Below are 18,700 nucleotides of genomic sequence, written 5' to 3' on the forward strand. Positions count from 1 at the left end.
AAAAGTGTGAGTCCGTGGACTTTCAACTGTCTGGTTATGTCTTGGTATAATTTAAGGCCAAGGCTGCCCGTCAGGCCGGCCCCTACCACCTCTAATTATATTTATTACGAAATAGTAACGCATAGGATAGCGAACGAAAGCTGTCCGCCTGATGCTCAGGCCTTACTAGGACTTGTCGGCTGCATAATCGCCATTGGACAGAAGAACGGCTTATCTCTCGGGCCCAAGCCCCGGACCGGCCCGGCCCGGCAAAGCCCAGTCGAATGCGCGACCATTGGCGACCCGGTATCGGATCAGCACCCGGCAAATCCCTCATCGACGCCAAGGCCGGGGGTCATCCCACCCCCAGCGCCCTCGCCACCTGATAGGTCACAAAGGCCGCCAGATAGGCCAGCGCCAGCATGTAGCCGAAGCTGAACCACATCCAGCGCTGCCCACCCGTCTCGCGCCGAATCACGCTGAGCGTCGCCACGCATTGCGGCGCGAAGACATACCAGGCGAGGAAGGCGAGCGCCGTCGCCAGGCTCCATCGCCCAGCCAGCGCCTGGCCGAGCTGGGCCGTATCCTCCTCGGCGTCCTGCACCGCATAGACGGTGCCGAGCGAGGCCACCGCCACCTCCCGCGCCGCCATGCCGGGAATCAGCGCCACGCCGATCTGCCAGTTGAACCCGATCGGCCGCAGCAGCGGCTCCACCGCCTGGCCGATTGAATAGGCGAAGCTGTACTCGATGGCAGGCTGGGTCGCCCCCTCCGGCGGACGGGGAACGGAGGAAAGGAACCAGATCACCACCATTATCGAGAGGATGATGGTCCCCGCCCGGCGCAGGAAGGCCTTGGCCCGCTGCCAGAGGCCGAGCGCCAGGTTGCGCAGCCGCGGCAGCTTGTAGTCCGGCAGTTCCAGCATGAAGGGCTCGGTCGGCTGGCCGCGCCAGAGCAGCCGCTTGAAGACGAAGGACATCCCGAGCGCGCTCAGGATGCCCGCCGCGTAGAGGCCGAACATCACGAGCCCCTGCAGCCCGACCCAGGACCAGGCCCCCTCCCCCACCGGCCGGTCGGGGACGAAGGCGCCGATGATCAGCGTATAGACCGGGATGCGGGCCGAGCAGGTCATCAGCGGCGCTACGAGGATGGTGGCCAGCCGGTCCCGTCGGCTGTCGATCACCCGCGTCGACATGATCCCTGGGATGGCGCAGGCGAAGGAAGACAGCAGCGGGATGAAGGCGCGGCCATGCAGCCCGGCGCCGCCCATGATGCGGTCCATCAGGAAGGCGGCGCGGGCCATGTAGCCGAAATCCTCCAGCAGGAGGATGAAGAGGAACAGCACCAGGATCTGCGGCAGGAAGACAAGGACGCTGCCGACGCCGGCGATCAGCCCGTCATGCAGGAAGCTGCGCAGCAGGCCCCCTGGCCCCTCCTCCGGCAACAGCCCGCCGACCATGGCGCCTAGTGCCTGGAATCCGGCATCGATCAGGTCCATTGCCGGCTGCGCCCAGGCGAAGACCGCCTGGAACATCAGGAACAGCACCACCAGCAGGATGACGAGCCCGGCCACCGGATGCAGCAGCACCGCGTCCAGCCGCCGCGTCACCGCGTCGCGCCGGTCCGGCACCCGGACCACGGCGGCGAGGATGCGGTCCGCCTCGCGTTGCAAGGCGCGAAGCCCGGCGGCATCCGGCGCCGACCAGGCGGCCTCCCCCTCGCCCACCGGCGCCTGGGCGTCGATGGCCGCCAGCAGCGCCTCCGTCCCGCCCCGCCGCACCGCGACGGTGGTGACGACGGGCAGGCCGAGCAGCGCCGAGAGCCGCTCGACATCCACCTCGATGCCGCGATGCCGGGCGATGTCGAACATGTTGAGCGCCACCAGCAGCGGCCGCCCGGCCTGCTTCAGCTCCAGGATCAGCCGCAGGCCGAGGCGCAGGTTCGTCGCATCCGCCACGCAGACGAGCAGGTCCGGCGGCGCCACCCCCGCTTGCTGGCCGAGCACCACGTCGCGCGTCACCACCTCGTCCGGACTGCGGGCACGGAGGGAATAGGTGCCCGGCAGGTCGAGCAGCCGCACCCGCCGCCCGCCGGGGCTGACGAAGCTGCCTTCCTTCCGCTCGACCGTGACGCCCGGATAATTGGCCACCCGCTGGCGGCTGCCGGTGAGCGTATTGAACAGCGCGGTCTTGCCGCAATTCGGGTTGCCGACCAGGGCGATCCGCAGATCGCGCAGGCCGGCCGACATCTCGTTCATAGGCGCTTGGTCCTGCTAGATCGGCTCCACCAGCACCGCCGCGGCCTCCCGTCGGCGCAACGCGATGGTGGCGGAGTCGACCCGGATGGCGATGGGGTCCCGCCCGAACAGCCCCTGGTGCAGCAGCTCCACCTCCGCCCCTTCGACGAAGCCGAGCTCCAGCAGCCGGCGCTCCAACTCCTCCGCCGGCAACCCGCCGGAGGCGAAGGCACGCAAGCCCCGGATTCGCCCGCGGAAGCCGCGCGGGGCGGCACCGAGATCGAGCGCAGCGGATGGCTCAGTCAGGACGGCATCGGCGATGAAAGACATAGGAGACCCGTGACCGAAGCCTCCTTGTAGATGCGAACGCTTGGCGCTTGCAACTTACCGCCCGGCCATGGGCGATCACCCGATCTGGACCAGCCGCCCGCCATCCACCGGCAGGGCGACGCCGGTGATGAACCCCGCCTCGTCGCTGGCAAGGAAGAGGGCGGCATTGGCCACGTCCCAGGCCGTGCCCATGCGGCGGCGGAGCGGCACCTTGGCGTCACGCTCGGCCGCCACCTCGGCCCGGGTCCTGCCGGTATGGCGCACGCGGGTATCGACCGCCATCGGCGTGTCCATCAGCCCGGGCAGGATGGTGTTGCAGCGGATGCCATGGCCGGCATTCTGGATCGCCACCTGCTCGGTGAAGGCGAGCATCGCCGCCTTGGTCGCCTTGTAGGCCACATAGGGGTAGCTCTCGACCGCGGCGGCCGAGGAGATGGAAAGGATCACCCCGCCCTGCTGGGCCCACATGATCGGCAGGGCATGCTTCACCGCCATGACGAACCCACGCAGATTGATGGCGGTGACCCGGTCGAAGGCCTCCTCGGTGATCTCGGTTGGTGGCGCATCGCCCCCGGCCAGCGAGACCCCGACATTGTAGTGGAGGATGTCGAGCCGCCCGAAGCGCCGCACCGTCTCCTCGAGCGCGGCGGCGAGCGTCGCCTCCTGCGTCACCTCCACGGGCAGGGCGAAGGCGCCATTGCCGGCCAACCGCGCCGTCTCCTCGGCCGAGACCAGGTCGCGGTCCGCGCAGGCGACCCGCGCCCCCTCCTGGGCGAAGCGGATGGCGGTCGCGCGGCCATTGCCGGTGCCCTCGCCAGGTCCCTGCCCGGCGCCGATGATGATGGCGGTCTTGTCCTTGAGGCGCATCGCGCTCCCTCCCCCTTTGGCCGTTCGGTGCATGCTGCGCCGATACAGGCCGTTGGGGTAGGGGCGCCGCGGCTCAGCCGCGGAGGGCGGCGCGGAAGCCCGGCTTGTCGAGCAAGGTATCCACGGCCTCGCTCATGCTGCGGAGCGCCACCCGCTTCAGGTCGTCGACCGAGGCGAAGACGCCGGTGCTCAGCGAGAGGATGCTGCCATCGACATTGTAGGCCTTGGTCCGGTCCGACCAGACCTCACGGCCGGTGGCGCGCTCCGTCACCCGAATGCCGAAATCGGCCGTGGCTTCGCGCCGGACATATTGGTTGGCGTCAAACTGGTAGATCGTGATGGCCAGGGCGTAACGCCCGGCCCTCGTCGCCGCCTGCAACCCGCGCGACGCCAACGCATCGGAGAAGGCGCTGGCGACGACCTGGTCGACGGGCCGGTCGGCCTCCAGCGTCTTCACCGGGTTGCCGTAGCCGCCCCGGATGGTGCCGATCCAGCGCGGATCATTGCTGCCGGCACGGCGCTGGTTCGCCATCGGCTCCACCACCGTCACCAGCGGGCGGGACGCGGTCGTGCTGACCGGCACCGTCGGCGCATAGGCCATAGGCGACTGGGTCGTGCCGCAGGCGGCGAGCAGCCCGACCAGCAGGAGACTGGCAAGCCGCATCTCAGAACTCCCGCGGCGGCCGCGGGCGGCGCGGCGGGCGGGGGCCGGTGCCGAACTGCTCCTGCTGCGGCGGCCCGCGCCGCTCGCGCGGCGGCGGCGGTGGGGCGGCCAGCTCGGCCTGCAGCTCGCGGATCTTGCCGGCGATGGAGGTCTTCAACTCGGGCGAGGTGTGCGGCTTCAGCGTCCGGTAGGTCTCCTTCAGCTCGGCCAGCAGCCGCACCTTCTCCTCGCGCGTCCGCTTCAGCGGGCGGTTGTCGGAGAATTGGCCTTCGAAGGAACGCATGTGACTCTCCCGTTATGGCTTGGGCGCGGCGCCTGGGCGCGCGCGCCAGGGAATCCGGCTTTCGCCGGCCCGGATTCTAGCAGATTGATCGCGGCTGAGCGCGGGAATCAGGAGGCCGGCGGGCCGGCCCCCTGCCGACGGCTCAGAGGTCCAGCATCAGCCGGCGCGGGTCCTCGACGCCTTCCTTCACGCGGACGAGGAAGCTCACCGCCTCCTTCCCGTCGACGATCCGGTGGTCGTAGGACAGGGCGAGGTACATCATCGGCCGCACCTCGACCTTGCCGCCGACCACCATCGGCCGCTCCTGGATCTTGTGCATCCCGAGGATGCCGGACTGCGGCGGGTTGAGGATCGGCGTCGACATCAGGCTGCCATAGATGCCGCCGTTGGTGATGGTGAAGCTGCCGCCCGCCATCTCCTCCAGCTTCAGCTGCCCGTCGCGGACGCGCTTGCCGAAATCACCGATGCTCTTCTCGATACCGGCGAAGCTCATCTGGTCGGCGTTGCGCAGCACCGGCACGACCAGCCCGTTCGGCCCGCCGACCGCGATGCCCATATGAACGAAGTTCTTGTAGACCACCGAATCGCCGTCGATCTCCGCATTGACGGCGGGGAACTCCTTCAGCGCGGCCACGCAGGCCTTCACGAAGAAGGACATGAATCCGAGCTTGACCCCGTGCCGCTTCTCGAAGGCATCGCGGTACTCGGCGCGCAGCGCCATGGCCGCGCCCATATCCACCTCGTTGAAGGTGGTGAGCATGGCGGCGGTGTTCTGCGCCTCCTTCAGCCGGCGTGCGATGGTGATGCGCAGGCGGGTCATCTTCACCCGCTCCTCGCCCTCTTCCAGCGGTCGTGCGGCCTTGGCGGCAGCGGCAGCCGGCGCCGCAGCGGCGGCCGGACGGGCGAGGAAGTCGAGCACGTCGCCCTTGCTGATGCGGCCGTCCTTGGCGGTGCCGGTGCCGATCTGCTCGGCGCTGACCTTGTTCTCGGTCATCAGCTTGGCGGCGGCAGGCAGCGGGGCATGGGCGTTCGGGTTGCCAGGCACGGCGACCGGGCCCTGCGGCACCCGCGGCTCCTCGACCTTCGGCTGGGCCGCCGCCGCCGGGGCGGGGGCCGGCGCAGCCGGGGCCGGGCTCGGCGCGGCGGGCTTCGGCGCCGCACCGGCGCCGGCCGCGCCGATCACGCCGAGCACCGCGCCGGGGGCCACCTCGCCGCCCTCATCCACGGCGATCGATTCGATGACGCCGGCGGAGGGCGCATTGACCTCCACCGTCACCTTGTCGGTTTCCAGCTCCACCAGCGGCTCATCCACCGCGACCTGCTCGCCGGCCTTCTTCAGCCAGCGCGCCACGGTGGCGGTGCTCACGCTCTCGCCGAGGGTGGGTACCAGGATATCCGTCGCCATCGTTCTCTCTCGCCTTCCGTCTCGCCGCCGCGCCTTAAAGCCCGAGCGCGGCCCGCACCAGGGCTTCCTGCTGCTGCTGATGCACCTTGGCGAGGCCGGTGGCCGGGCTCGCCGCTTCGTCGCGGCCGACGTATTCGGGCCGCTTCGCCTTGATGTCGAGGCCCTTCAGCACCTTCTCGAGCCGCCGGTCGATATAGGTCCAGGCGCCCATATTCTCGGGCTCCTCCTGGCACCACACCACCTCGGCATTCTTGTAGGGCGCCAAGGCCTGGCCGAGGCTCTCCTTCGGGAAGGGGTGCAGCTGCTCGACGCGGATGATCGCCACGTCCTGCACGCCCTTGTCGCGCCGCTCCTGCAGCAGGTCGTAATAGACCTTGCCGGTGCAGAGCACGACCCGCTTCACCGCCTCCTCCGGCGCGATCGCGTCGATCTCGGGGATGACATAGCGGAAGCCGCTGCCCGGGCCGAATTCCGCCAGGCTGCTGACCGCCAGCTTGTGCCGCAGCAGCGATTTCGGCGTCATCAGCACCAGCGGCTTGCGGTAATTCGCCTTCAGCTGGCGCCGCAGGGCGTGGAAGTAGTTGGCCGGCGTCGTCAGGTTGCACACCCGCATGTTCCGCTCGGCGCAGAGCTGCAGGTAGCGCTCCAGCCGGGCCGAGGAATGCTCCGGCCCCTGGCCCTCATAGCCATGCGGCAGCAGCATCACGAGGCCCGACATGCGCAGCCACTTGGTCTCGGCCGAGGCGATGAACTGGTCGATGATGACCTGCGCGCCATTGGCGAAGTCGCCGAACTGCGCCTCCCACAGCACCAGCGTGTGCGGGTCCGCCAGCGAGTAGCCATAGTCGTAGCCGAGCACGCCGAACTCGGAGAGCAGGCTGTTGAAGGCCTCGAAGCGCGGCTGGCCGCTGCGGATGTTGTTCAGCGGCACGTATTCGGCCTGGGTCTTCTGGTCGATCAGCACCGCATGGCGATGGCTGAAGGTGCCGCGCTGCACATCCTCGCCCGAGAGGCGGACGCGATGCCCCTCCAGTAGCAGCGTGCCGAAGCCCAGTGCTTCGCCGGTCGCCCAGTCGATACCCTCGCCGCTCTCGATCGCCTGCTTCTTGGCCTCGAGCTGGCGGGCGATCTTAGGGTTGACGGCGAAATCCTCGGGCACGCGGCCGAGTGCCGTGCCGACCTCGCGCAGCGTCTCGAGCGGCACGGCGGTCGGGTGGAGCTGCTCCACCGCATCCGCGGTTCCGGCTGCCTTCAGCCCGGACCAATGGCCTTCCAGCCAGTCGGCCTTGTTCGGCTTGAAGCTTTGCGCCGCCTCATGCGCCTCCTCCAGCCGCTGGTTGAAGGCGTCCCACATCGCCTTCGACTCCTCGGCCGGGACGCTGCCCTCGGCTGCGAGCCGCTCGGCATAAAGGGTGCGCGTGGTCCGCATCTCCTTGATGCGGCCATACATGATCGGCTGGGTGAAGGCCGGCTCGTCGCTCTCGTTATGGCCGTGGCGGCGGTAGCAGACGATGTCCACCACCACATCGGTCGAGAATTCCTGGCGGAACTCGGCGGCCAGGCGGGAGACGAAGACCACCGCCTCCGGGTTGTCGCCGTTGACGTGCCAGATCGGCGCCTGCACCGCCTTGGCGATGTCGGTGCAGTAGAGGCCGGAATAGGCATGCACCGGAACGGTGGTGAAGCCGATCTGGTTGTTGGTCACCAGATGGATGGTGCCGCCGGTACGGTAGCCAATGAGCTGGCTCATCGCCATGGTCTCGTAGACCAAGCCCTGGCCGGCGAAGGCGGCATCGCCATGCAGCAGGATGCCCATGACCGAATGCCGGCCCTTGGTGTCGCCCGCCATGTCCTGCCGCGCCCGCACCTTGCCGACCACGACCGGATCGACCGCCTCGAGATGCGAGGGGTTGGGCTGCAAGGACAGATGGACCTTGCGGCCGCCGACCTCGATATCCGTGCTGGTGCCGAGATGGTACTTCACGTCGCCCGAGCCCTGGACATCGTCCGGGTTGGCGCCGACGCCCTTGAACTCGGAGAAGACCTGGGTGAAGGGCTTCTTCACCACATTGACCAGCACGTTCAGCCGGCCGCGATGCGCCATGCCGATGGCGATCTCGTTGACGCCAGCCGCCGCCGCCGTCTCGATCACCGCCTGGATGGAGGGGATGGTGCTCTCGCCGCCCTCGAGGCCGAAGCGTTTGGTCGAGACGTATTTGCGGGCGCAGAACGCCTCAAAGCCCTCCGCCTCGGTCAGGTCCTCCAGGATCGCCCGCTTCGCCTTGCCATCGAAGGCGGTGGTCCAGGGGGCGCCTTCCATGCGCTGCTGGATCCAGGCCTTCTGGCCGGGGTCCTGGATATGCATGAACTCGACGCCGATCGGCCCGCAATAGGTGGCCTGGCAGACCTCCAGGATCTGCCGCGGCGTCGCCGTATCCAGGCCGAGCACGCCGTTGATGAAAACCGGCCGATCCATATCGGCCTCGGTGAAGCCCCAGAATGTTGGGTCCAGCTCCTGATGCGGTCGCGGCTTGGCGAGGCCGAGCGGGTCGAGCTGGGCATGCAGATGGCCGCGCACCCGGTAGCTGCGGATCAGCATCAGCGCGCGAATCGAATCGAGCTGGGCCCGGCGGATGGTCTCGGCATCCGGGGCGGCGGCAGGCGCGGCACCCTTGCCGCCCTTGGCACCACCCTTGGCGGCCGGCGCGAGCTCCGGCTCCGGCGCGAAGCCGCCACGGCCGCGCGGCGCCCAGGAGGCACCGACCGCATCGGTCAGCACCGCCTTCGCATCGTCGTCGAGGACGGCGAAGAGCTCGGCGAAGGAGGGATCGACGCTGTCGGGCTTTTCCACCCAGCGGGCGTAGAGATCGGCGAGGAAGGCGGCGTTGGCGCCCGTCATCGCTGTCGCGAGGATATCCACTCCGGCCATATGTCTCTCCGTGCCGGCCAAGAGGGGCCAGCGGTCTCTATCGGCACATGCAATGATCGCCGCGACCCCAGAGCGAGGTCGCGGCGACAGGTAACATAGGGCCTCGGCGCCCGACTTGGCAGCCCTGCAGGGCTGCCCTGTGCGAAACGCTTACCCTTTCAGGGCCTTCACCATGGTCGAGCCGAGCGCCGCCGGGCTGTCCGCCACATGGATTCCGGCCGCGCGCATCGCCTCGATCTTCGCCTCGGCGGTGTCCTTGCCGCCCGAGATCACGGCGCCGGCATGACCCATGCGGCGGCCGGGCGGGGCCGTGGCGCCGGCGATGAAGCCGACGACGGGCTTATGACCTGCCCCCTTGGCCTTGTTCTCGCGCGCCAGGAATTCCGCCGCCTCGATCTCCGACTGGCCGCCGATCTCCCCGATCATGACGATCGACTTGGTCTCGTCATCGGCCAGGAACATCTCCAGTACCTCGACGAAATCTGTGCCCTTCACCGGGTCGCCGCCGATGCCGACGCAGGTGGACTGGCCGAGCCCGGCGGCGGAGGTCTGCGCCACCGCCTCATAGGTCAGCGTTCCCGAGCGCGAAACGATGCCGACCGAGCCGCGCCGGTGAATATGTCCCGGCATAATGCCGATCTTGCAGGCATCCGGGGTGATGACGCCCGGGCAGTTCGGCCCGATCAGCCGCGACTTCGAGCCGCCCAGCGCCCGCTTCACCCGCACCATGTCGAGCACCGGGATGCCCTCAGTGATGCAGATGATGAGCGGCAGCTCCGCATCGATCGCCTCGAGGATCGCATCCGCCGCGAAGGGCGGCGGCACATAGATCACGCTGGCATTGGCCCCCGTGGCCGCCACGCAATCCGCCACCGTGTCGAAGACCGGCAGACCGATATGGGTGGTGCCGCCCTTGCCTGGCGTCACGCCGCCGACATACTTGCTGCCGTAGGCGATACCCTGCTCGGCATGGAAGGTGCCCTGAGCTCCGGTGAAGCCCTGGGTCATGACCTTGGTGTTCTCGTCGATCAGGATCGCCATGGCTCAGGCTCCCTTCACCGCGGCAACGACCTTTTGGGCCGCATCCGCCAGATTGTCGGCGGGGATGATGGCGAGGCCGCTCTCGGCCAGGATCTTCTTGCCGAGCTCGACATTGGTGCCCTCGAGCCGCACCACCAGCGGCACGGAGAGCGAGAGGTTCTTCGACGCCTCGACGATGCCGGTGGCGATCATGTCGCACTTGGCGATGCCGCCGAAGATGTTGACCAGCAACGCCTTGACGTTGCTGTCCGAGGTGATGATCCGGAACGCCTCGGTGACGCGCGCCGCATTCGCCGTGCCGCCGACATCAAGGAAGTTCGCCGGCGAGGACCCGTAGAGCTTGATGATGTCCATGGTCGCCATCGCAAGCCCTGCGCCGTTCACCATGCAGCCGATCTCGCCGTCGAGCGCGACATAGTTCAGGTCGTTCTTGACCGCGTCCAGTTCCTTCGGGTCCATCTCGCTGTCGTCGCGCAGGGCCTCGAGGTCCTTGTGGCGGAACAACGCGTTGTCGTCGAAGGAGACCTTGGCATCGAGCGCCACGATCTCGCCTGCGCCGGTGACGACCAGCGGGTTGACCTCGACGATGGCGCAGTCGAGCTCGACGAAGGCGCCGTAGAGCGCCGTGACGAACTTCGTGAAGCTCGCCACCTGCTTGCCGGTCAAGCCGAGGCCGAAGGCCAGCTTGCGGCAATGGAAGCCGGAGATGCCCGCGGCGGGGTCGATCGCCGCCTTCAAGATCTTCTCGGGGTGGTGCTCGGCCACCTCCTCGATCTCCATCCCGCCCTCGGTCGAGGCCATGACGGTGAGGCGGGAGGTGGCGCGGTCCACCAGCAGGCCGAGATAGAGCTCGCGCTTGATGTCGCAGCCGTCTTCCACATAGACACGGGAGACGACCTTGCCCGCCTCGCCGGTCTGCTTGGTGACCAGCGTCTTGCCGATCATCGCCTCGGCCGCGGCGCGGACCTCCTCGACCGACTTGACGACGCGGACGCCGCCCTTGCCGTTCGGGTCTTCCTTGAAGCGCCCGGCGCCGCGGCCGCCGGCATGGATCTGTGACTTCACCACATAGACCGGGCCGGGCAGCTTCTTCGCCGCCTCGGCCGCCTCGTCCGGCGTCCAGGCCACATGGCCCTGGAGCACCGCGACGCCATAGCGCCCCAGCAGCTCCTTCGCCTGGTATTCATGGATGTTCATGCCGTCACCCCTGCAAGCGAATGGATGCCGGGCGCCTGATCAGACGCCGAGCTTCTTGAAGTCCTCGATCAGCTTCTTCACCGCGTCGCAGGACTTGTCGAAGGCCGCCTTCTCCTCCGGCGTGAACTGCACCTCGACGATCCGCTCCACGCCGCCGCCACCGATCACCACCGGCACGCCGACATAGAAGTCGCTGAGGCCGTACTCGCCGTTCAGCATCACGGCGCAGGGCAGGACGCGCTTCTTGTCGAGCAAATAGGCCTCAGCCATGGCGATGGCGGAGGCGGCCGGGGCGTAGAAGGCGGAGCCCTTCTCCAGCAGCTTCACGATCTCGCCGCCGCCATTGGCGGTGCGGTTGACGATGGCGTCGATCTTCTCCTGCGTCGTCCAGCCCATCTTCACCAGGTCGGGGACGGGGATGCCGGCGACGGTGGAGTAGCGGGTCAGCGGCACCATGGTATCGCCATGGCCGCCGAGCACGAAGGCCGTCACGTCCTCGACCGAGACGTTGAACTCCTGCGCCAGGAAGAGGCGGAAGCGGCTGCTGTCCAGCACGCCGGCCATGCCGACCACCTTATGCGCCGGCAGGCCCGACTTCTGCTGCAGCGCCCAGACCATGACGTCGAGCGGGTTGGTGATGCAGATGACGAAGGCATCGGGCGCGTAGGTCTTGATGCCCTCGGCCACCTGGCCCATCACACCGGCATTCTTGGTCAGCAGGTCGTCACGGCTCATCCCCGGCATGCGCGGGAAGCCGGCGGTGACGATGATGACATCCGCCCCGGCGATCGCGGCATAGTCGCCCGTCCCGGCCATGTTGGAATCGAACCCGTCCACCGGGCCGGACTGCATGATGTCGAGCGCCTTGCCCGCAGCGACGCCCGGGAACACGTCGAACATGACGACATCGCCGAGCTGCTTGAGGCCGATCAGGTGGGCGAGCGTGCCGCCGATATTGCCGGCGCCGATCAGCGCGATCTTCTTGCGGGCCATGACGTGTCCTTGAGGAACGGGGGGCGGAAGGCACCCAGGCGACCAGGGCCGCCCAAGCGAAAACAGCGCGTTCCTACTCCCGACCGCATCGACCGGCAAGGCGGGGGCCGCCGGGCCCCCGCTCAGATGGGCATGCAGCGGACGATATCGTCATGCCCGGTGGCGAGCACCGCCATGGTGCCATCCGGGCAGGCATTGGCCTGGATGCCGGCAGCCGGCGACAGGCCCTGAGCCCAGCTCATCCGCGGCGCCTGGCAGCCGCCGCGCCGGGCGCTGCAGGCCGCCGCCGAGGCCGCCCGCTGGTCCCGCCCGACGCTGCCGCGGGACCGCATCGGCACCGAGCGATGCACCACCGCCTGCGGCCGGGCCATCTGCTGCGGCTTCGCCACCACCATCCGCGCCTGAGGCCTCTGCCCCCCGCCCTTCTGTGCCGCCTCCGCCGGAGCAGCAATGAGGCCGAGGCCGAGGAGTATCAGGGCAAGCAGGCGCATTTAGAATCCTCTCGAATCCGTGAATATTACTCCATATTACGTCAGATGCGGCAAGGCCAGATAGTCCTGGCTTTGCATTTCCGTGAGCCGGCTCGCCGTCCGCTCGAACATGGCGGCGTTCTCGCCCTGTTCGTAGAGCGAATCGGGTGGCGCCTCGGCCGAGGCCACCAGCTTGCAACGATGCTCGTAGAGCGCATCCACCAGCGTGATGAAGCGCCGCGCCCGGTCGAAATTCTCCGGCCCCAGACGGGGGATGCCATCGAGCACCAGGGTGTGGAAATGGGTGGCGACGGCGAGGTAGTCGGCCGGCCCCAGCGGCTTGCCGCACAGCTCGTCGAAATCCGCCCGGGCCACGCCCCGCGCCGCCTCCGGCAGTTCCACCACCCGGCCGAGCACGGTCAGGCGGGCCGGTGCCCCCTGCACCTCGCCGGTCAGTTCGAGGAAAGCGGCATCCAGCGCCCGCTCCGCCCTTCCGTCTACCGGGCTGTGCCAACTCGGCAGGCCGCGGATACGCTCCCGCCGGTAATCCTGCTGCGCCTCCAGATGCAGCACGTTCAGCCGCTTCTTGATGAGTCCGATGAAGGGCAGGAAGGCGTCGCGGCCGGGCCGGCCCTTGAACAGGTCGTCGGGCGCCGTGTTGCTGGTCGCGACCACCACCACGCCGCGGGCGAAGAGCGCCTCGAACAGCCGGCCGAGGATCATCGCATCGGCGATGTCATGCACCTGGAACTCATCGAAGCAGAGCAGCGCCGCATCGACGCTAATCGAATTGGCCAGTGGCGGGATCGGGTCCGCCTCGCCCGGGTTGCGCTGCTTCCAGGCGTGGATCGTCTGATGACAATCCTGCATGAACTGGTGGAAGTGGATGCGCCGCTTGCGGATGACGTCGGCGCATTCGAAGAAGAGGTCCATCAACATGGACTTGCCCCGCCCCACCTCGCCGACGAGGTAGAGGCCCTGCGGCGTCCCCTCCGGCGCCTCGGGCACCGGCTTGCGGCGCATGAAACGGGCGAGGAACCCGGCCTCCGGCGGCGCCTCCGGGTGCGGATCGTAGCCGCGGAGGCGGTGCCAGAGCTCCTGCAGGGTCTCAGCGGCCAGGGCCTGGGCGGTGTCGGGTTTCAGCAGCCCGGCCGCGACGCGGGCGCGATAGGCCGGCAGCGGGCCTTGATCGGAGCGGGGGTTGACGGGCGCATGCATCGCGCCCGGCGGATAACCCGGACTTGGGCCGGGGGCAATCCACCGGTCACGCTCCCGGCGGCTGGCCTTCCGCGGGCGCGGCCGGCGGCACGGTCCGGCGCGCCGAGCCGCGCACGGGTTCCCAGAAATACCCGAGCGGGGTCCGGCTCTCGCCGACCAGGAACGCCTCGGCCGACATGCCGGCCACGAGGGAGCGTTGCGGCACGAGGTCGAGCGCCCCGGGATCGAGCGCGACCCGGACGAGGTAGTAGGCCCGGCCCACGGCATCGGCCTGCATATCGGGCGAGACGGTGATTACCTGGCCCGGCAACATCGGCGGATTCGCCTGTCGCAGCGCGGTCAGCCGCAGCCTCGCACGCTGGCCTACCGCCACCTGATCGATATCCGTCGGCAAAATCCGCATTTCAGCCACAAGCCTGTCCTCGACCGGCACGAGATCGAGGACAGGCTCGCCCGAAGCGATGCTCGCCCCAGGCGTGAAGGCCCGAATATTGGTGACCCGCCCAGCCTCAGGCGCCAGCACCTCCCGCCGGGTCAGCACGTCCTCGGCTATGCGGAGCTGCTGCCGCGCCGCCGCGATGTCCGCCTCGGCGGCCTGGATATCGGTGGCGATGCCTGAGAGCCGCTGGAGCCGGATGCCCGCAAGCTGCCGCTCCGCCTGGGCGATGCCTTCGCGGAGTTGCGCCTCCCGGGACTCCGCCTGGCCGATCATGGCGACGAAGCCTGCCTCCTGCTGCTGCAGGTTCAGCACCAGGAAGCGCGAGGCATAGCCCTGCGTCAGCAGCCGGTTGTAGCCGGCGATCTGCTCCCTGATGGCCGCGACCTGCCGCGCCGCGCCGTCCCGCTGCGCCCGGGCACCGGCGATCTGCTCGCGGAGCTGGGCAATGGCCCGCTCCTGCACCGCCGACTGGCCGTCGAAGGCCGCCCAGCGGGCCGCGAAGAGTGCCTGCTCGGCCTCCAGGAAGACGGCGATGGCCGGCTCCGCCTCCGCCCTGGCCTCGACCTCCTGCGGAAAGGCGAACCGGCGTTGATCCGCCTGCTCGGCGGCCAGCCGCGCGGCCCGCGCCCGGCCACCCCAATAGGCGGCTCGCGCCTGCATGGCTGTCGCCTCGGACTGGGCCAAGTCGAGCCGGAGCAAGGCTTGCCCAGCCTGCACGACCGACCCTTCCTGCACTAGCATCTCCCGGAGGATGCCGGGCTCCAGCAGGTTGACGGTCTTCCGCCGGCCATCCGGCACCAGCTGGCCCTGAGCGAGCACCGCTTGATCCATCCGCGTCATGGTCGCCCAGCCGATGAAGGGCACCAGGGTCAGTCCGAGAACCAGCAGCGCCGTCCGCATCACCGCCGAGACGGGAGGGCTCGGCACGGATGCCTCGATGAGCCGGCGCAGCGCGAGCCGGCCATCCTGCGGATCAGTCGGCACGAGGGGAGCCGCGACCGGGATCGGCCGCTCCACTGCCTCAACCGGCTGCCGCTCCGCAAGGCTCCACCCGCCGCCCAGCGAGAGCTGCAGGGCGTAATTCGCGTGCTCTTCCCATCCTTCTGGATCATGAGTGACGACGAGGACGACGCCTCCCGCCATCCGCACATGGTCGACGGCAGCGAGGAGCAGGCGTCGCGAGGGCCCGTCCAGCGCCTCTTCCGGCTCGTCCAGGACCAGCAACTCCGACCCTCCATAGAGCGCCCGGGCCAGCGCGACCAGCCGGCGCTGTCCGGTGGAAAGAACGGCGCAGGACGTGGCATAGCCGAGTGGCAGACGGCCGATCATCTCATGCACGCCGACAGCCGCTGCCGCGGCGATCACGGACTCCAGCGGCGCGTCCGGGCCGCGGCCGATATTGGTCCGGATATTCTCGTCGAGCAGCTGAATATCCTGCGGCAGGTAGCCGATGCGGCCGCCGAGCGACTCCCGATCACAGAACCAAGTGTCCTGACCGTTCAGCAGCACCCGGCCCGAACCCGGCTGCAACAGGCCGAGCACCAGGCGCAGCAGGGTGCTCTTGCCGGCACCGTTCCGGCCCGTGACGAGGGTGACGCTGCCCGGCGGCAGCCGCAGTGACAGGCCGTCGATGATCGGCATCTCGCGGCCTTCGGGCCAGAAGCCAAGGCCTTCGGCTACGAGGCCCGGCGGCGCAGCGGCCTCCGGCGGTGCGACCGCGGGCGCGCCATCCTCTCGCAGGACTTGGCGCAACCGCCGCCAGGCGCCGAGGCCGCCGCTCCAGCTGTCCCAATACCGCAAGATGTCGGAGAAAGGCGCCATTGCCTTGGAGCCGCCGAAGAAGGCGCAAAGCACGAGGCCCATGGTGCCGGTGCCCTCGAAGACGAGGACGACGCCGTGCACCAGCAGCGCCAATACGAACAGGCCCGAGACGATATGTTCGATCTGCTCGATCGCCTCCTTCCGGGCATGGGCGGCATCGCCCGCATCGAGCGCCCGATCATAGCGCCGATGCCAGCGGAAGAGCATGGCCGGAAGTTGCCCGAGCCCCCGCAGCATATCATTGTTGGAAAAAAGGCTGCCGAGCTCGGCCGATACCGCGGCGACCTGTCTCTCCGCGCGCTCGCTCTGCCGCGACACCGCCAGTTTCGTCACGAAGGCCATGGCGATGGTGACGAGGATGCCCGCCGTGGTGATCCAGCCGAAGCCGCTGTCGATGTAGAAGAGCGCCGCCAGGGCCAGGAAGGCGCCGACGAGGTCGAGAGCGCCAACCAGGGAGGGCCCCGCCAGGAAGCCCTGCACGGTGGCGATATCCTGCAGCACCGTGACCCCGCGGGCGACATCGGTGCGGACCGCGTTGCGGACCGAACTCTGCAGCGCCTCCGCCCGCAGCCGGAGATTGAAGCGATGCGCCGCCGCCCGCAGCATCCGCGCCCGGTAGAAGAGGTAGATCTCGGAGAAGAGCGTGAGGCCGACGAAGATCGCCATCATGGCGATGTAGGTGTCGGCATTGCTGCTCGCATGCGTCGCGTCCGACAGCGCCTTGAGCAGCAGCAGGAAGCCGAAGTAGCCGATCTGCCCGGCGAGGCTGAGAAGCAGCACCGTGGCGACGGAGGCAGGCGTGATGCCAATCTCCGCGAGATCGAGCCAGGGCCTGGCAGCCGCCGGCCTCATGCCAGGCGCCGCTCGGGAACCGGCGATGCGAAGAGGTGATGCGCCGCGCCGCCCGCGGATACCAGCGTCCCATTCCGGATGGCCAGGACGCGATCGGCCAGGCCCAGCAGCGCCGGCCGGTGGGTGGTGAACACGGCGGAGCCTCCCTCCCGGCGCAGCCGCCCGAGCATGGCGGCGACATCCGCCTCGCCCTCGGCATCGAGCGACCCGCCAAGCTCGTCCAGCAGCAGCAGCTTCGGCCGGCCATAGAGCGCCCTGGCGATAGCGATGCGGTGCTGCTGGCCGAGGGACAGCTTCGTTCCCTGGCCAAGCGGTGTCGCATAGCCGAGGGGCAGGCCGGCGATCAGGTCATGCGCGCCGGCACGCCGCGCGGCATCGATGACCAGTTCCGGGTCCGGCTCCTCCAGCCGCGCGATGACCTCCGCCACCGTGCCGGAGCCGAGCTGCGGCTGCTGCGGCAGGTAGCCGATATGCCGCGCCAGGTCGCGCCTGTCCCACTGGCTCGTCGCATGCCCGTCGAGGAAGACGCCGCCCGCCGAAGGCGGATGCAGCCCGAGCAGCAGGCGCATGAGCACCGTCTTGCCGCTGCCGGGCCCGCCGAGAATGCCGATGAGCTGCCCCGGCTCCACGGCGAGATCGATGTCGCGTAGGATGGGCGGGTCCCGCGCGTCGAAGCGGAAGGAGAGGCGCTCCGCCACCAGCCTGCCCTGCGCGACCGGGAAGGCCAGGCCCTGGAGCGGCGCTTGCGTCACGTTGCTCGCCAGCCGGCGCAGACGGCCCCAGGCCGCGGAGGCTTCTCCCCAGGTTTCGATCGTATTGCCGAGGGTGGCGAAGGGGGTGATGACCTGAAAAATCACGATTATTTCGCCACTCAAAGCATCGTTCGGGTGGCCGCCAGCGAGGCCGATACCGACCATCGCAAACATAACTACGCCTCGAAACAAACCAATTACCACTTGGTGCAGGAACTGCACCCATGCCACCGCCTCTTCTGCCGTCCAACTCTCTTCGGAACGGGCTGCGCTAACGGAAATCCAACGCTCCGAAAGTCGCCGCAGCATGCCCATGGCCAGGACTGCCTCTCCGGACTGCATCGCGTCGACGGTCATGGTGAAGACCTTAGAAGCAGCGCCCACTGTCACAACCTGGCGGCTATTTATTGTGCGCATCAAAGCAAAACTGACCAGCGCTATCACTAAACAAAAACCGAGTAGAACGGCAGCAATTATCCAATGAATAAAATACGCCAGCGGCAGCAATACAGGCGTCATCGCCATGGTTACAAGCATTCGACCAGCAAAGCCCGAAACCGCTTCTCTTACCGTCTCGAGATCTTTTAACACGTCATGAAGGTTTGCTACACCGTTGCGCGCAAACTGTGCTACGGCAACAAGTGCGGGTACGGTGAGTTGGTCTGCGATATGACGTGATAATCGACGCGTGGCCGCCCATTGAATGACACCGACTACAGCGAGACCGAGGTATACCGCCGCCCAAACCGATGCCGTCGAACGCAAAGCATCAAAGCCACTAGTATTTAAAACCTCCGATAAAAGGTACATTTTGATTGTCAGAAGCGCAAAGGTTAGCAAAGTTGACAAAACGGAAATGAAAAAAGTTAGCAGAGCCCAGCGCGAAGCAAGGCGGAGCACACCCTCAATAGGCTCTGTTGCACAAATGGCCTGAGGGGGATTCATCTCGTGAATCCAGCGTGATAGCTGGACGGCATGAGCAGACCGACACCGCCGACTTACAAGACCAGGAACTGGCCTGCCTACAGCGACGGGCTCAAGCGACGCGGCTCGCTAACGATCTGGCTCGATCGCGAGATGACCTGGGAAGCCGCGCCGACCGGTAAACGGGGCCGACAGCCCCTCTATAGCGATGCTGCTGTCCAGACCTGCCTGACCATGAAGGTGCTGTTCGGCATGGCGCTGCGCCAGACGACTGGCTTCGTCGAGAGCCTCCTGCGGCTG

Annotated in this window: 15 protein-coding genes; 1 reads left to right on the top strand and 14 read right to left on the bottom strand. The window is 68.1% G+C overall.

From position 1 onward, the window contains the following. Positions 1-334 precede the first annotated feature (334 nt). The 14 genes from feoB to EP26_RS33335 all read right to left on the bottom strand — a co-directional run bounded on the left by feoB (position 335) and on the right by EP26_RS33335 (position 18,421). Positions 335-2,236, bottom strand: a complete 1,902-nt coding sequence (feoB, locus tag EP26_RS19435; protein WP_084112672.1) for a ferrous iron transport protein B — start codon at positions 2,234-2,236, stop codon at positions 335-337. A gap of 15 nt (positions 2,237-2,251) precedes the next feature. Continuing rightward, positions 2,252-2,545 carry a FeoA family protein gene (locus tag EP26_RS19440; RefSeq protein WP_043341092.1) on the bottom strand — a complete coding sequence of 98 codons (294 nt, stop codon included), beginning with the start codon at positions 2,543-2,545 and terminating at the stop codon, positions 2,252-2,254. Between the two features lie 75 nt (positions 2,546-2,620). Next, positions 2,621-3,412, bottom strand: a complete 792-nt coding sequence (locus tag EP26_RS19445; protein WP_043341093.1) for an SDR family NAD(P)-dependent oxidoreductase — start codon at positions 3,410-3,412, stop codon at positions 2,621-2,623. 73 nt (positions 3,413-3,485) lie between these two features. Continuing rightward, the gene (locus tag EP26_RS19450; protein WP_043341094.1) at positions 3,486-4,076 is read right to left on the bottom strand and encodes a YajG family lipoprotein; all 591 of its coding nucleotides are present in this window, start codon (positions 4,074-4,076) and stop codon (positions 3,486-3,488) included. A gap of 1 nt (position 4,077) precedes the next feature. Next, positions 4,078-4,359: a hypothetical protein gene (locus EP26_RS19455; RefSeq protein ID WP_043341095.1), complete on the bottom strand. Its 282-nt coding sequence runs from the start codon at positions 4,357-4,359 to the stop codon at positions 4,078-4,080. A 142-nt stretch (positions 4,360-4,501) separates the two neighbouring features. Further along, positions 4,502-5,764 carry a 2-oxoglutarate dehydrogenase complex dihydrolipoyllysine-residue succinyltransferase gene (gene odhB / locus EP26_RS19460; protein WP_043341096.1) on the bottom strand — a complete coding sequence of 421 codons (1,263 nt, stop codon included), beginning with the start codon at positions 5,762-5,764 and terminating at the stop codon, positions 4,502-4,504. 34 nt (positions 5,765-5,798) lie between these two features. After that, positions 5,799-8,693: a 2-oxoglutarate dehydrogenase E1 component gene (locus EP26_RS19465; RefSeq protein ID WP_043341097.1), complete on the bottom strand. Its 2,895-nt coding sequence runs from the start codon at positions 8,691-8,693 to the stop codon at positions 5,799-5,801. 150 nt (positions 8,694-8,843) lie between these two features. Further along, positions 8,844-9,734: a succinate--CoA ligase subunit alpha gene (gene sucD / locus EP26_RS19470; RefSeq protein WP_043341099.1), complete on the bottom strand. Its 891-nt coding sequence runs from the start codon at positions 9,732-9,734 to the stop codon at positions 8,844-8,846. 3 nt (positions 9,735-9,737) lie between these two features. Next, positions 9,738-10,931: an ADP-forming succinate--CoA ligase subunit beta gene (gene sucC, locus EP26_RS19475; protein ID WP_043341103.1), complete on the bottom strand. Its 1,194-nt coding sequence runs from the start codon at positions 10,929-10,931 to the stop codon at positions 9,738-9,740. 39 nt (positions 10,932-10,970) lie between these two features. After that, a complete protein-coding gene (gene mdh / locus EP26_RS19480) occupies positions 10,971-11,924 on the bottom strand; it encodes a malate dehydrogenase (protein WP_043341104.1) in 954 nt (317 codons plus the stop codon). 122 nt (positions 11,925-12,046) lie between these two features. Further along, positions 12,047-12,415: a hypothetical protein gene (locus tag EP26_RS19485; protein WP_043341105.1), complete on the bottom strand. Its 369-nt coding sequence runs from the start codon at positions 12,413-12,415 to the stop codon at positions 12,047-12,049. A 36-nt stretch (positions 12,416-12,451) separates the two neighbouring features. Beyond that, positions 12,452-13,612, bottom strand: coding sequence for a cell division protein ZapE (gene zapE / locus EP26_RS19490; RefSeq protein WP_043341106.1), 1,161 nt, complete (start codon positions 13,610-13,612; stop codon positions 12,452-12,454). 46 nt (positions 13,613-13,658) lie between these two features. Next, the gene (locus tag EP26_RS32155) at positions 13,659-16,724 is read right to left on the bottom strand and encodes an HlyD family type I secretion periplasmic adaptor subunit (RefSeq protein ID WP_052389388.1); all 3,066 of its coding nucleotides are present in this window, start codon (positions 16,722-16,724) and stop codon (positions 13,659-13,661) included. Further along, positions 16,721-18,421, bottom strand: coding sequence for an ATP-binding cassette domain-containing protein (locus EP26_RS33335; protein ID WP_084112673.1), 1,701 nt, complete (start codon positions 18,419-18,421; stop codon positions 16,721-16,723). Before EP26_RS33335 ends, EP26_RS32155 begins: the two co-directional genes overlap by 4 nt. Positions 18,422-18,451: 30 nt before the next feature. On the opposite strand from EP26_RS33335, the gene EP26_RS19505 reads away from it, so the two are divergent. Continuing rightward, positions 18,452-18,700, top strand: a 249-nt coding sequence (locus EP26_RS19505) for a transposase (protein ID WP_043341108.1), incomplete at its 3' end; no start/stop codon positions are given.

Source organism: Belnapia moabensis DSM 16746, assembly GCF_000745835.1.
Taxonomy (GTDB): domain Bacteria; phylum Pseudomonadota; class Alphaproteobacteria; order Acetobacterales; family Acetobacteraceae; genus Belnapia; species Belnapia moabensis.

Coding starts and splice junctions, on each gene's coding strand:
- feoB (WP_084112672.1), bottom strand. CDS start 2,236: ATGAACGAGATGTCGGCCGGCCTGCGCGATCTGCGGATCGCCCTGGTC.
- EP26_RS19440 (WP_043341092.1), bottom strand. CDS start 2,545: ATGTCTTTCATCGCCGATGCCGTCCTGACTGAGCCATCCGCTGCGCTC.
- EP26_RS19445 (WP_043341093.1), bottom strand. CDS start 3,412: ATGCGCCTCAAGGACAAGACCGCCATCATCATCGGCGCCGGGCAGGGA.
- EP26_RS19450 (WP_043341094.1), bottom strand. CDS start 4,076: ATGCGGCTTGCCAGTCTCCTGCTGGTCGGGCTGCTCGCCGCCTGCGGC.
- EP26_RS19455 (WP_043341095.1), bottom strand. CDS start 4,359: ATGCGTTCCTTCGAAGGCCAATTCTCCGACAACCGCCCGCTGAAGCGG.
- odhB (WP_043341096.1), bottom strand. CDS start 5,764: ATGGCGACGGATATCCTGGTACCCACCCTCGGCGAGAGCGTGAGCACC.
- EP26_RS19465 (WP_043341097.1), bottom strand. CDS start 8,693: ATGGCCGGAGTGGATATCCTCGCGACAGCGATGACGGGCGCCAACGCC.
- sucD (WP_043341099.1), bottom strand. CDS start 9,734: ATGGCGATCCTGATCGACGAGAACACCAAGGTCATGACCCAGGGCTTC.
- sucC (WP_043341103.1), bottom strand. CDS start 10,931: ATGAACATCCATGAATACCAGGCGAAGGAGCTGCTGGGGCGCTATGGC.
- mdh (WP_043341104.1), bottom strand. CDS start 11,924: ATGGCCCGCAAGAAGATCGCGCTGATCGGCGCCGGCAATATCGGCGGC.
- EP26_RS19485 (WP_043341105.1), bottom strand. CDS start 12,415: ATGCGCCTGCTTGCCCTGATACTCCTCGGCCTCGGCCTCATTGCTGCT.
- zapE (WP_043341106.1), bottom strand. CDS start 13,612: ATGCATGCGCCCGTCAACCCCCGCTCCGATCAAGGCCCGCTGCCGGCC.
- EP26_RS32155 (WP_052389388.1), bottom strand. CDS start 16,724: ATGAGGCCGGCGGCTGCCAGGCCCTGGCTCGATCTCGCGGAGATTGGC.
- EP26_RS33335 (WP_084112673.1), bottom strand. CDS start 18,421: ATGAATCCCCCTCAGGCCATTTGTGCAACAGAGCCTATTGAGGGTGTG.